Below are 13074 nucleotides of genomic sequence, written 5' to 3'. Positions count from 1 at the left end.
GAAATTTTTTGGATGATTTATTCCATCAAATCCTTTTTGAGTGCATGCACTTCATCATCTGAAATGGTTCCGTTCCCATACCGGGCGGTCCCATACAGCCGTTTCAGCAGAGACTGCAGATTTTTCTTCAGCCTTCCGCTTCCTGCCAGATCCCGAATGGTTTCATCCGGTGTCCGACTGGCATGAAACTCATATCCGTTCCGGATGGATCTTTGCACCAGGTGACGGTACAAATACCGGATCCTCTGCCGGTTGCCCGTCAACTGATCCCATCCGGGTTCCCTTCGGAAAAGCCGGTCCATCCGATCCCGAATGCTGTCCGCATAGCTGCGCCGTACCGCCTGCCAGTCCAACAGGCTCTCCTTTTCGTCCCGGTAGTCCGGGGTCTCTTCCTGCCGGCTGCCCTCCGCCAGCCACCGCCGGATCCATCGGGCAAAACGGCGCAACAGACGAATCAGCATTCGGACAAGAAAAATCAGAAATCCGGCCATAAGAACAAAAGCAAGAACATATCCGATAATCCGTACTGCCTGATCCCAGAAAGGGGAGAACTTTGCCGGCCCGGCAGGCGGCAGCTGCGGCGCCCGCCCCTCTCCCTCCGGCTCCCCTCCCGGATTCCCGGTATCCAGCAGACTCATGATCCGCCGGAAAATCCTCAAAAGAAAGAAATATGCAGACTTCAGGGCATTCAAAACCGCATCCTTCAGGGTATGGTAGCTGGCAAGCAAAAGTCCGATCGCCAGGGTAACCGCCGTAATGATGCGATTGTTTCTTTTTACCGCCGGCAAAGAGGAGGAATCCTTCAATTCTTCCCTGGATGCCTTCTTCAGTACATCGGAATTGATCCAGTGCAGATGAGTCGGAACGGCTATCAGCCCCGCATACAGTACGGCGCTTTGATACGGACGCAGCACCACGATCCTGCCGTAGAGGAAATAGGCAAGGAAATAAATCAGGAGGGATACAAAGCAATATGCCCTGGGAAATACTGTCGGAAAGGGCAGATCCGTGGTCAAAATGGCACGGCAGGCAACAGCAAGGGAGAGCAGTGCAAAAAGGATCCCACCGGCTGTGCTTCCACTGAACAGGAGCCCCGAGCCAATGCAGGCGATGAGGGAAAGGACAACGGAGGGCAGCCGGCTCTTCCGGATCAGCAGGCTGCGTAAGATCATGCCTGCGGCATAGACCCCCGCCAGGAGCCCGATCCCGACATAGGGATTCCGCTGCGGGAAAGCAGCCAGGCAAACGGACAGCGCAATGGGAAAGGCCGACCAGACATCCGTCCAGAGCGCTGCTGCTTCAGAGATTACAAATTTTCGATTCATCCGACATTCCCCTTCGCTTTCATCGAAAGACCTTCCTGCGATTCCCCGGTTCGGTCCGCTTCCGCAGCACCCTCCAAAAAGATCAAATCCACAGAATTGCCCTGATCTCTCAGCCTGGCAATCTGATTTTCCATTCTTTTGCTGACAAAAGGAGTGATCAGGAGAATATCCGCCGGAATGCTTTCCCGATCCAGTTCTTCTTCCAGAAAGGTATAAAACGTACAGCTTCGGACAAGGATCAACTTCGCCAAAACTTCAAGAATGTGATTCAGCTGCTCCCGGCCGGGCTGTGGCCCGATCCGGATGGGCTGCTTCCTTTCGTCCATCTCACAGGCATTGCTGCCAAAACCAACCGGAATGCCGTTTTCAATGGCATCCTCGGCAATGGTGGCACTGTAGGAAATCCCCCGTTCCATTCGATCCGGATCCGTGACAGCATCCCACATGTCCTCGCTCAGGTCAATATTGAGCAGGACCATGATATGAGGATCTGCCGTATGGTCCCGGTTGTACACCTTGAATGTTTCGGTGCGGGCGGACGCCTTCCAGTTGATCCGGTTCAGCGGATCCCCATATTGGTAATCCCGGACGCCGGATACCAGAAAGGGATCTTCCAGAATCCACCGGCGCACCGCAACCTCCCCCATCCAGCTGTGAGAAGGAAAGGGAATCTCGCTTAAGGGGAGCAGCCTGGGGTAAACCAGCAACTGGGCATCTACCTGAAAATCCCGGTACAGTTCCTGTACGCCGAACGCATCCCCGCAGGTCATGGCGGCAGAGGACAACCGGTAACAGCCTCTTTTTTTGCAAAGAATCCGATGGTGCCGGGTAATGGCGGTATAGGGCATCAGACTGAAGACACTTTTATGGAATTCCTCATATTTAATCGCCAGATCAGACTGCCGGTGAAACTTCAGGTTGGGATTCATTTTGGACTCCACCCGGAGCCAGGGAATGGGAAGAAGCTTTTTGTTCTGAATGCGTTCCACCATCTCGGCCTCTTCCCCTTCAAAAACAGCAGGTGCGCTGAAAGAACGAGTATAGGTCAGCCCCGTCAGCCCCCAATGCTTATAGATCCAGCCTTCCAGCAGGATGATTGCGGCAATCAGGAACAGGAACCAGGATAGGGACATTATGCATGCCTGCCTTCCTCTGTTAATTCTTCCTCGGATGGAACCGGAATTTCCCGGAGAATCCGGTCCAGAACCTGTTCATTGTAATTTTCCTTTATCCTGGAGGTATTGCGCAGGATAATGCGGTGAGCCAGCACCGGTTTCACCATGGCCTTTACGTCATCGGGGGAAACATACTCCCGGCCGTTCAATATCGCATGGACCTGGACACACTTCAGCAATGCCTGGCTGCCGCGGGGGCTGACCCCTAGGATCAGATCCGGATGCTCCCTCGTTCTTTCCACAATATCCATAATATATTTCAGAATATCCCCGCTTACATACAAGTCCGAATAACTCTGCTGTGCCTCCCGTATTTCCTCTTTGGAGGCCACTTTCCCAATCTCCTCCAAAGGCTGTCTGCCCCGGAATCTCTGCAGGACCTCCAGTCCTTCCTCCGTGGAGGGATAGCCCATTTTGATCTTCAGCAGGAAGCGGTCCAGCTGGGCTTCCGGCAGTGGAAAGGTCCCCTGTGTTTCCACCGGATTCTGAGTGGCTATCACCAGAAAGGGGCGGTCCAAAGCCTGTGTCTCCCCGTCTATGGTTACCTGACGTTCCTCCATGCACTCCAGCAGGCTGGACTGGGTCCTGGGTGTGGCGCGGTTGATCTCGTCCGCCAGCAGAATATTGGTGAACACCGGACCCGGCCGAAAAACAAATTCCCCTGCTTTCTGATTGAAATAGTTGAGGCCGCTGATGTCCGTTGGAAGCAGATCAGGAGTAAACTGAATCCGACGGAACGTAAGATCCAGGGAACGTGCCATTGCCTTAGCCATAAGGGTTTTCCCCATACCCGGGACATCCTCCAGCAAAATGTGGCCGGACGCAAAAAGCGCAATCAGGAGCTCGTCAATGACTTCCCCCTTGCCGACAATGACCTTCTGTATATTGGATTTTACCCTTTCGGAAAGCTGTTTGATTTTTAAATGATCCATCTTCGACTCCTTATCCCTGCACTGGCTGTCCCATTTCCGGCTTTGCCGGAAATGCTGATGCTTTCGTATTTTGTATCCGGATTCCCTGAGCTTATTTTCATTGTGCTTTTTCTTCATTGTCCCTTTTCGCCGACACATACATTAATAGTTAATCATTCGACATGCAATCCTTCATTCCTGCTACAGCACAACATTTCAATGGATTCGCTCCGGACACGGAAAAAAGGCTGCATGAGCCTGCAGCCTTACAAAACTTTACAAAAATCATTTTAATAAACGCATTCCATTCCATACTATCGGATGCTGAGATAAACCGATAAGTGTCTTTTTATTTCTTCCGCCTGATTCGCCTCATCGGTGTGAATCCGGATTTGATTGCCTTCCGTTTGAATTGCAAGGTTCCCAAATCCCCTGGACTTCAGATAATCCCCTACAGAGGACGGCCCGCCGTCTCCCTGGGCCACGCATTCCTTGTCTCCCACGAAATCCTGATTGACATAAACCTGATAGAATTCATTGCCTTCCTTTACACGGTTTCTGCCGTTATCCTGGCTGACAATGGGCCAGGGAGGCCAATATCCATTGAAATTGTTTGGATCCCACCACATGATTTTCCCTCCTTTTCCGCTGAATTTGTCACACAGTTAGTATTCATTGGAGGGATGGATTTCATGCTTCCGTCCATTCAATTTCAAAAATTTTCTGTTCCTTCCGTTAAACAGATAAAATTCGTTTGTCCAGGATTCCCCGGACCGACTTTCCGGAGTCCAGCTGGTTCAAAAGAACACTGGTTTCGGAAGTATGCTTCCGATGCAGGGATGCCATATATTCCATATTTTCCAGATAGGTGCAGAGCAGATTAGCAATCATGGAAAACAATATGGCCTCCCCGCCGGTGATCTCAGCCCGGTTCCATCCGCTCAGGGAAAGTACTCCATTGATGTGGGGACCCCGGATCAGGGGAACAGCCAGGGAATGCTCCTGAAGGATGTATTCCTTCTCTTCTTTCGGGGAATCCCCTTTCCTGTATTCCAGAATCAGCTGATAAATGTTTTCTTTTTCCCCGGCGGAGGGTTTGCCATATGTCTCCACTTCCCCGTTCCGGATCAGGAAGATACAGGATCGTTCCACCCAGAACAGCTCATTACACAAAGCAAGCAGCCGGTTCATCACCTCTCCGGTATCGGCATCGCACCGGAGCTTTCCGGCCATCTCATACAGTGCCATCAGTTTCCGGTTCATATCCCCCAGATCCGTGTTCTTTTTCTTCAGAGTCTTCAGCCGATCGGACCTGGTAGAATATTGTTTCCATAAAATATAAGGCAGCACATAAAACAATACGACACTGATGCCAATCACCATCAGGCCCATGGTTTCACCCATCCTTCCTGCATTTACCGCCAGTTTAAAAAATTCGGGCGGGATACGGGACACCGTCCCAATGCAAAGGACGCAGCCTGCCAGTCCGGATACCATGCCCCGGATTCCGTACAGGACATGCAGGGTGAAAATCGGCAGGAAAATACAGGGGCTAAGCGGGCTGGCGATTCCGCCTGTCAGGAACAACAGTGTCAGGGTGATCAAAAGATCCGCCCCGCAGAAGAGAAGCGTGGCCGGTCCGATATGGATAATCGGCCGGAACATACAAAAGACCAGGACCTGATAGATCCCAAAACACAGAAGCAGGCCCTTTCCATTCTGAAAAAACCCATCTGTCTTCAGAATCAATAAGGCCGAAAAGATCAAAACGCAGACACGAAACAGCAATAAAGGCAGGACGTTTCTTTCCGTATCCACATTGCCGTTCCTGCTTGCCTTTCTTCTGTTTCCATTATTTCCATGAAACTTTCCCATACGAATTCCTCCATTCGTTTCTTGCATCCGGTTTTTTCATCCGGATTCTGTCCCCTGTTTTCCATATTTTCGCCTTCCTCCTACGGCAAACCTTTATTTCCCATATTATTACCCATATATTCCTATCTACACCAATAAATATAATGCTCATAGTTTCGACAAAGAAATCCCGTTCCATAAAGCAACTATGCCGCAGAGACGAAAAAACAGTCAGAATTTGTTCCTCTTTTTTATTTGATTTATTGGTATCTTTTGTGTAAAATAAAATTTACGCGCATCGAAAGGAGGTGGATCAATGGATGCAAAAAAACATCCGGATTACCATCAGGAGCAAAACAGACTGGATCATACCATTCAGGATATCAATCAGACCATCCTGTCTCAGATGGGCAAAAAGGCAGAGGTGGATCAAACCATTCAAAAAACAATGATGCACTTTGATTCCGCAGACAGTGAAAACTATATCACAATGATGATCAACACCATGTTTCAGGACCGAATGGGACAACGGCTGAAGAATCTTGCCTCTTCCCGGAAAAAGCCCTATTTTGCCCGTATCGATTTCTGCGAAGACGGTACCGGCCATTTGGAAAAAGTCTATATCGGCAAGACTTCCCTGATCCGGGAAGAGGATCAGGAGGTCATTATTGTGGACTGGCGTGCTCCCGTCGCCAATTTGTATTATGAAGAGAGGCTGGGAAAAGCGGAATATCATTGCCCGGAAGGAACGATCCGCGGTGATCTCCGCCTGAAACGGCAATTCTCCGTTGAAAAGGGGGAACTGCTGGATATTCAGGATATCGATATCACCACAAACGATGCGTTTCTGCAGTCCTACCTCGGAGCCAATGCCGACAATCGCCTGAAAGATATTGTCTCCACCATTCAGGCAGAACAAAACCGGGTGATCCGTGCGGATATGTGGAATCCGCTTATCGTGCAGGGGGCTGCCGGCAGCGGGAAAACCACCATAGCCCTTCATCGGATTTCCTACCTTATTTATACCTATAAAAAGACCATCCGGCCGGAAAACTTTCTGATCCTTGCACCCAACAAGCTGTTTCTGAACTACATATCAGAAGTCCTGCCGGAGTTGGGAGCAGAAAATGTAAGGCAGACCACATTCCCGGACCTTGCCCTGAACTGTCTCCACTGCAGATGGAAGATGCAGGATCCCAACGAAAAGCTGGCCTTCCTGACCGATCCCCGCGTACCTGCCGCCGAATCCGAACAAATGATAAAATGTTCTCTTTTTAAGTCGTCCATGGACTGGAAAAGGATCCTGGAAGCTTATCTTCATCAGCTTGAGCAAACTTATCTCCCGGAGGAGGACTTCAGGCTGGAGTCCGATACGGTCATGACGCGGGAAGAGATCCAGAGCCTGTTCCAGGAGGAATATAACGATCTCCCCTTTCGGAAACGCATGGGAAGAATCCGGCATACCCTGCAGCACAAAGTAAAAAATGCGGAGAAGCAAATGACCGAACGGGTACAGAAAATCTGTGATCAAAAGGTTTACGCGCTGAAGCAGTCTCCCGTGAAAGAAAGCGACAGAAGACAGCGGATCATTCAGACCATTGAGAAAAAGGATGCGTACCTCGGCCAGATCCGCAGGGCATCCAAATCGGCCGTGAAGGGGTATCTCAGGCAGATCAGGAAAAGAACCCCCCTGGAATATTACAGGGATTTCTTTTTGAGCGGCGCCTTTGAACAGCTGTCCGGGCCTTATATTGATCCGGAACAGATACGATATATCAGGGAAAGAACACTGGACCATATCCATCAGGGAAAGCCGGAAATGGAAGACCTGGCACCCCTGCTCTATCTGAAGCTGGAAACAGACGGCCTGGACCGAAAAACGCCCATCAGGCACATTGTCGTGGATGAGGCACAGGATCTCAGCGTATTTCAGCTATATCTGCTGAAAAGGATGATGCATGGCGGGTCCATGACCATATTGGGGGATCTATGCCAGGGAATTCATTCCTATCGGGGCATAACAGACTGGAATACGGTGATGGAAGAGGTATTCCAGGGCAAATGCCGTTACCTGACCCTGAAGAAGAGCTACCGTACCACCGTGGAAATTATGAATGCCGCCAATGCAGCAGCTCGCAGACTGCCCTATGATTTGCCGCCTGCCGAACCGGTAATCCGTCACGGACAACCGCCTGAAATCCAACAGGTATGCGATCTTGCGGAGTTATCTGATAAAATGGCAAAAAATATAAGGGATTGTCGGGAAAACGGCCTGAAGACCATTGCAGTCCTTTGCAAAACGGAAGAGGAATGCAGAGAGCTTGGCAAGCGGATCCGAAATCGGATTCCGGATATTCGGTTGATAACAGGCAGGGAAGGGGAATATCCCGGAGGAGCAGTCCTGCTTCCCGTTTATCTGGCAAAAGGGCTGGAATTCGATGCCGTTCTCCTGTCCAACGCTTCGGAAAATTGTTATCCGGAAGACGAACTGCATACCAAAGTACTGTACGTTGCCATGACACGCCCTTTGCACAGATTGTATATTTACTTCATTGGAAAATTGTCACCACTCCTGAACGATTTGCCCTGAATCTACCCTTCCTTCCCTGTGGCATATAAATTTCCTGCTTTTGTAATTTGTATTTTCTTGTCCTTTTTTATAGAGTATGCTAAACTGATAACGTATAGGAATGTACTTTATCATAAGCTATTTTATCTGAAAGGCAGGAACCAATCATGAAAAGAAGCATATCACTGCTATGTGTTTTAATGATACTGGCCATACCAGTTGCAGCAGGAGCCATGCCGTCTTCCCTGTCCAGGGAATCCTCCTCCGTCGTACTACATAAAAATGAAAGCGTGCAGGTGGTTTCCTATAAAGCTTATCTGAAAGTAGATTCCGACGTTACAAAAATCAATGCCGCTCTGGTCCTTCAGAACACAAGCCCGGATAGGGAAGCAAAATTCACCATGGGCATGCCTTCTTCCATAGACCAGAACACCACAACAATATCCGATCTGGAAGTCACCATGGCCGGAGAGCATCCAAAAACCGTCCGGCGAAGGGACCGTACAAAATCAGAAGAAGCTTTTGCACGGGACATTCCGGACCATTGGTACACATGGAAGATCAGTCTGTCTCCAAACGAACACAGAGTGATCCGCCTGTCCTATTCCACAGAGAATCAAAAAGAGGGAAATGGCACCACAAGCATAGGAATCCCGCTGGAATATCTGAAATCCTGGAACGGCACGGCTCAGAATGTTGAGGTCGTCGTGAATATGGAGGATCCGGATGTGCAGGCTCCCTGTGCCTTTACTCCCGATCCACTCCCTCAGGAATATGACGGAAGGGGACGCTTGACCTGGCGATACCGGAATTCTGAAGTTCCGGAGTTGATCCGCTTCACTTTCCTCCCTGTGGAACAGGCAGCAGCAGAATACATACTGACACAGGGTTCCGGCGGTTCCGCCATTCAGTCCATTGGAAAGGCCTTTCTCAATCAGTCCTATGAAGAGACTATCCACAGCATTGATGAATATCTGAATGCGCAGGGTGACACGCCTTTAAAAAATGAGCTTCTTTTTATAAAGGCATTGTCCTGTCAGGGATTGTATCAGGAAGATCAAATGTCAGCAATCTACGATCAACTGAAAGAACAGCCTCTTTTCGGAGAACTGGAAAGCACCATGAAGGGACGGATGATATTTGATCAGTACCAGTATAAAAAGGATTCCTTGGCGGACAATGCGGAACTCTCCAAATATCTGAACCAATCCAAAAATCTTGTTGCGGACAATGCACTGTTCCAGAAATGGATAAAGGAGGAGCTTTCCACCCTGTCTGCCCCTGCCGGGAAACCAAGCCCCACCGCAAAGGCGACTCCGCCGAAGAAGGAACCGGCATCCGCTGACAGGAACGGGGAAACGCTGATAAAGTCCGTATCCGTGGGTGGAGTGGACATTCCTGTGGAATTGATCTTCCTGGCCGTTTTGCTGATCCTTCTCCTGTTGATTATCCATATTATAAGGAAGAAAAGACGAAGGAGAAAAGGCTATATCTTCCGATAAATTCAACAGATCAGGGCAGAAAACGTTTCTATTTTTTAAAGAACATCATTTTGTCCGGATGAACAAAGACAAAACGGAGAGAAATTGGTTCCGTCTCAGCAGATGCCAATGTCCATTCGGTGCTGGAAGATATCTTACGAGGAGGCTCTATGGATAGTATCATTACATTTATCAGTCATTACACAACAGAAATTGTCTTCGGCATAGCCATTTTATCCCTGATTTCCTTTTTGATTGCTCTGGCCAACTATTTCCGGACCAGCAAAATACTTCGAAAATATAAACGGCTCATGAGAGGCAGCAACAATAAGAATCTGGAAGCCATGCTGAATCAGCATATGGACAGGCTGGAGAACCGGTTTTCGAGCATCCGGGAGCTGGAGCTTTCCATTCCCTCCATGAACAGCAGAATGAGCCAATGCCTGCAGCGGGTTGGCATCGTTCGCTACAACGCCTTTGAACAGATGGGCGGGAATCAAAGCTTTTCCGTAGCACTGCTGGATGAAAAGGGAAATGGTATCGTATTGACAGGCCTTTACAGCAGAAACTCCTCGGCTATATTTGCCAAGCCAATCCAGAAAGGACTATCCACCTATGACCTTTCCAATGAAGAAAAAGAAGCGATCGACAGAGCCTTTCAATCATCTTCTACATAAATGCATAAAAGGAACACCTTCCCGTAACAATAATAAAATAAGCAACGGAGGTGTTTTTTTATGCAAACTATCGTTCTGGAGCGGGGAATGGAAGAATTGAAAACCATACTGGAACAACATGGATATCATACCATATATGAAGATGAGGAAAGCGACACTGCAACCTGCTATATCTATCGGGAGCAGAATCCTCTGAGTCAGAAAACCTTTCCTTCCTTCCGGAACATGGAAGAGCTTTCAGCTTCTTCTGCTTCCAATATTCTGATGATTCCCGCAGAGAATAAAACACCGGAGGAAATTATCACCATGATTGAAAACAGGGTGTACAGTCCGCTGTTTCCTCCCGGCTATTTCTGATCCTGCTTCTCAGTGGTCCCATGGTCCGATATCTTATCGGGTAAAAAAGAATGCCTGTCTCCCTTGTCATCTATATATTTCCAAATATTAAAATGTATCCCATTGCTTATGATATCCGCCATCCGCATGACCAGATTCAGCCGGGTATTTTGCAGAGTCAGATATTCCATAAAGCCGCTCATGTTGACAACCCCTGTGATATGCATATGCCCGATCTCCGGCAGCTCCTTACTGACTCCTGCTCCTGGACGCAGCGGACCCTTGCCTATTGTGATCTGACCAATGCGTTCCGGTTTCCCCAGACAGGCATCGATCCCTATCAAAAAAGGATGTTTATGATTCTGCTCAATGCTATGGATCTCTCCCTCCAGGTTTTTTGCATGAACAGGATGTTCCAGGGTTCCACATACGGACACCATGCTGTATTGAATCAGCTGAAGTTTATGTCCTACCAAAGGTCCCAGACAATCCCCGGTGGAACGATCCGTTCCGATACAGACGATTACAATATCTCCGAACTTCCTTGAATAGCAACTTCGGAAGATTCTTTCAAATCCTCTGCTGAATCGGGTTAATGCATGGGGATCTCTCACGCCGACTGATATTTCATCACGAACATTCTCCATACAAACCTCCCATTGACTTTAATGGACGGACTTTCGTTTATTCTGTCCTTTCTCATCCGGAATCATGTAGCCACCTGGTTTCTTTCTCCTTCCATCCTATCTTATGTTCAAAAATCGTCCACTTATACCGGTTTCATGGGATGCCTCCCTGTTTTCTTTGGGTGTGAAGCTTGTGTTATTTGTATGAAATGCAGGATTTTGTTGATTTATAACGAATAATATTTAAAGTGAGTTGAAAGGAGAAGTAGAATGCACCGAAGATGGAACGTCATCCTGATTTTTTTGATCGTGGCAGTCCTTGTCACATCTTATTTTTATATGCCCCATATTCGTCAAATGTTACATCCCGATTTGATCCCTGCTTCTTCCGGGAAGCCGATTGCCTTTTCCCAGGAAGAATCCCTGCATTTTTATAAGGACGGCATGATCCTCTGCGGTTCTCCTTCCCGCTTTTACAGTTGGGATGGAGCGGAACAGAAACCTCCCCTTGAACAGGAGGATATCTCTGCAGAAGGTGAGAAGATTTCCATTGTCGCCCATTCAAAACATTATATCGTTACGCCAGGGAATCGAATCTATAATACGCAGACCGTACCGTTTACAAAGGTCTATGAAAATAAGGACCTTTCCATTTGGGATATCAAAGAGTATCATGATTTTCTCCTGCTTCTGGTGAAAAATAAGGAATCCGTCGTAGAGCCTTTGATCTTGGCAGAAGGGGAGGATTCCCTGCTTCCCCTGGATGGCATGGGAGATGCAAAGTATCTCTCTGCCGACAGCCCGACAGGCGATGACGGCAGTAAGGATCTTTCCCTGCTGACCATGAGTATGGATACTCCGGTACCCGTTTCCCGGATCTTTCATTTTATAAACCGGAATGAACTGTTCGGCGTTCTTTCCCTGGAAGATCAGTTTATATATAATATATACCGTCTCGGGAACACGATCGTCCTGATGGGAAACAGGAATATATTATGTTACAACGTAAATGGGAAGCGGAAATGGTCCATAAAAAACAATTATGATGGGAAATTTGATGCAGTCCATGGAAAGGATGGCCTTTTGTTGTATTTTCCGAATAGTACAGATATTGAAAGGGAAAAGGGAAATTGCCTTATGGTAAATAACAGCGGAGAGTATTCCGTTAAGAATTTTCCAAAATATTTATCCAACTTACAACCTTATCAGAATGGCTATCTTGGATTGGAATATGAAAAGACACTGGTGTCTCTTAGCAGGAGAGGGGAAATCCGAAAAAAGCAAAATTTGAAAGAGCCGGTGAATGCCATTGAGATCAATCCTTACCGGTCAGAGCGTCTGTATGTTCGTACAAAAAGTAATACCTTGCAGATGTATATCCCTAAAAAACAGGAGGAAAACAAAAAATGAATATTTTGGACATTGCAATACTCTTTATTATGGCTGTCTGTATGCTGAACGGCGCATACAATGGGTTTATCCTGTCTGCGCTGCATGCAGCATCTTTCTTTTTGTCCTGGATGATTGCCGCGATTTTTTATCCCATGCTGTCCAAGTTCATTGTCAGCCGTTTTCCAAGGTTGCTGAGCACTACTGCATTCTATGTGGACGGCTCTTCCAGGATTGGAAATGTGGAAAACAAGATGGCAAAGATCGGCTCCTTTTCAAAGGACCAGCTTTCTCATGTCATGGAGAAAACCGCTTTGCCCAATCCCTTTTTCAGAATCCTGAAATCCAATATTTTTCAATCAGCAAATGGAACAAAATCACTTGGAGAATTCTTTGATACGACTATGGCAACCATTGTGATCCATATTGTCAGTTTTCTTTTGCTGTTCCTGATAACAAAACTGATTTTAAACATTGTGATCGATGCGTTTAAAACAATAAGGAATCTGCCTGTTCTCAAGCAGCTTGATGGAGTAGCCGGCATGGGCTTTGGCCTGATCCGCGGGATCTTTGTAATCTATATGTTCTTTGCCCTTGTTCCTATTCTAATGACCATTGCTCCTGCCGATGTGATCAATGAATTTCTGGATGGATCCCTGTTTGCAAAGTTTTTTTATAACACCAATATTTTTACAAACCTGATTCGTGGAAGCCTATAAATATTGGAATGT

At 47.7% G+C, this 13074-nt stretch carries 12 protein-coding genes; 6 read left to right on the top strand and 6 right to left on the bottom strand.

Annotation, left to right across the window (positions count from 1 at the left end):
- Window positions 1-17 precede the first annotated feature (17 nt).
- The 5 genes from QBE55_04295 to QBE55_04275 all read right to left on the bottom strand — a co-directional run bounded on the left by QBE55_04295 (window position 18) and on the right by QBE55_04275 (window position 5286).
- Complete coding sequence (locus QBE55_04295; GenBank protein ID WZL79384.1) at window positions 18-1325, bottom strand: DUF4129 domain-containing protein; 1308 nt, start codon at window positions 1323-1325, stop codon at window positions 18-20.
- On the bottom strand, window positions 1322-2458 hold the full coding sequence (locus QBE55_04290) for a DUF58 domain-containing protein (protein WZL79383.1): 1137 nt from the start codon (window positions 2456-2458) through the stop codon (window positions 1322-1324). Before QBE55_04290 ends, QBE55_04295 begins: the two co-directional genes overlap by 4 nt.
- Entirely contained in the window at window positions 2458-3432 is a 975-nt protein-coding gene (locus tag QBE55_04285) for a MoxR family ATPase (protein ID WZL79863.1), read from the bottom strand. Before QBE55_04285 ends, QBE55_04290 begins: the two co-directional genes overlap by 1 nt.
- A 293-nt stretch (window positions 3433-3725) precedes the next feature.
- Window positions 3726-4040: a hypothetical protein gene (locus QBE55_04280; protein ID WZL79382.1), complete on the bottom strand. Its 315-nt coding sequence runs from the start codon at window positions 4038-4040 to the stop codon at window positions 3726-3728.
- Between the two features lie 106 nt (window positions 4041-4146).
- The gene (locus tag QBE55_04275; GenBank protein ID WZL79381.1) at window positions 4147-5286 is read right to left on the bottom strand and encodes a hypothetical protein; all 1140 of its coding nucleotides are present in this window, start codon (window positions 5284-5286) and stop codon (window positions 4147-4149) included.
- Window positions 5287-5581: 295 nt separating this feature from the next.
- On the opposite strand from QBE55_04275, the gene helD reads away from it, so the two are divergent.
- The 4 genes from helD (at window position 5582) to QBE55_04255 (ending at window position 10349) form a co-directional block, all read left to right on the top strand.
- Window positions 5582-7855 (top strand): RNA polymerase recycling motor HelD, encoded by a 2274-nt coding sequence (gene helD, locus QBE55_04270; protein WZL79380.1) that lies wholly within the window; start codon window positions 5582-5584, stop codon window positions 7853-7855.
- Window positions 7856-8001: 146 nt separating this feature from the next.
- The gene (locus tag QBE55_04265) at window positions 8002-9336 is read left to right on the top strand and encodes a hypothetical protein (GenBank protein WZL79379.1); all 1335 of its coding nucleotides are present in this window, start codon (window positions 8002-8004) and stop codon (window positions 9334-9336) included.
- A gap of 149 nt (window positions 9337-9485) precedes the next feature.
- Window positions 9486-9992, top strand: coding sequence for a DUF4446 family protein (locus QBE55_04260; protein ID WZL79378.1), 507 nt, complete (start codon window positions 9486-9488; stop codon window positions 9990-9992).
- Between the two features lie 60 nt (window positions 9993-10052).
- Complete coding sequence (locus tag QBE55_04255) at window positions 10053-10349, top strand: YkuS family protein (protein ID WZL79377.1); 297 nt, start codon at window positions 10053-10055, stop codon at window positions 10347-10349.
- On the opposite strand, the gene yyaC is transcribed toward QBE55_04255, so the two are convergent.
- Window positions 10340-10975 (bottom strand): spore protease YyaC, encoded by a 636-nt coding sequence (gene yyaC / locus QBE55_04250; GenBank protein ID WZL79376.1) that lies wholly within the window; start codon window positions 10973-10975, stop codon window positions 10340-10342. The genes QBE55_04255 and yyaC overlap by 10 nt on opposite strands.
- Before the next feature lie 249 nt (window positions 10976-11224).
- Between yyaC and QBE55_04245 the strand changes: the two genes are divergently transcribed.
- On the top strand, window positions 11225-12364 hold the full coding sequence (locus tag QBE55_04245; protein WZL79375.1) for a hypothetical protein: 1140 nt from the start codon (window positions 11225-11227) through the stop codon (window positions 12362-12364).
- On the top strand, window positions 12361-13062 hold the full coding sequence (locus QBE55_04240; protein WZL79374.1) for a CvpA family protein: 702 nt from the start codon (window positions 12361-12363) through the stop codon (window positions 13060-13062). The genes QBE55_04245 and QBE55_04240 overlap by 4 nt, the downstream gene beginning before the upstream one ends.
- Window positions 13063-13074: the final 12 nt, after the last annotated feature.

The organism is Eubacteriales bacterium mix99, from assembly GCA_038396605.1.
GTDB lineage: Bacteria > Bacillota > Clostridia > Caldicoprobacterales > DTU083 > UBA4874.
Note: the sequence above shows the minus strand (reverse complement) of the source record. Positions and strands in the feature narration are given on the sequence as shown.

Excerpts from the sequence above, each read along its gene's own strand:
- helD (WZL79380.1), top strand. The coding sequence starts at position 5,582 with ATGGATGCAAAAAAACATCCGGATTACCATCAGGAGCAAAACAGACTG.
- QBE55_04260 (WZL79378.1), top strand. The coding sequence starts at position 9,486 with ATGGATAGTATCATTACATTTATCAGTCATTACACAACAGAAATTGTC.
- yyaC (WZL79376.1), bottom strand. The coding sequence starts at position 10,975 with ATGGAGAATGTTCGTGATGAAATATCAGTCGGCGTGAGAGATCCCCAT.
- QBE55_04245 (WZL79375.1), top strand. The coding sequence starts at position 11,225 with ATGCACCGAAGATGGAACGTCATCCTGATTTTTTTGATCGTGGCAGTC.
- QBE55_04295 (WZL79384.1), bottom strand. The coding sequence starts at position 1,325 with ATGAATCGAAAATTTGTAATCTCTGAAGCAGCAGCGCTCTGGACGGAT.
- QBE55_04275 (WZL79381.1), bottom strand. The coding sequence starts at position 5,286 with ATGGGAAAGTTTCATGGAAATAATGGAAACAGAAGAAAGGCAAGCAGG.
- QBE55_04290 (WZL79383.1), bottom strand. The coding sequence starts at position 2,458 with ATGTCCCTATCCTGGTTCCTGTTCCTGATTGCCGCAATCATCCTGCTG.
- QBE55_04285 (WZL79863.1), bottom strand. The coding sequence starts at position 3,432 with ATGGATCATTTAAAAATCAAACAGCTTTCCGAAAGGGTAAAATCCAAT.
- QBE55_04240 (WZL79374.1), top strand. The coding sequence starts at position 12,361 with ATGAATATTTTGGACATTGCAATACTCTTTATTATGGCTGTCTGTATG.
- QBE55_04265 (WZL79379.1), top strand. The coding sequence starts at position 8,002 with ATGAAAAGAAGCATATCACTGCTATGTGTTTTAATGATACTGGCCATA.
- QBE55_04255 (WZL79377.1), top strand. The coding sequence starts at position 10,053 with ATGCAAACTATCGTTCTGGAGCGGGGAATGGAAGAATTGAAAACCATA.
- QBE55_04280 (WZL79382.1), bottom strand. The coding sequence starts at position 4,040 with ATGTGGTGGGATCCAAACAATTTCAATGGATATTGGCCTCCCTGGCCC.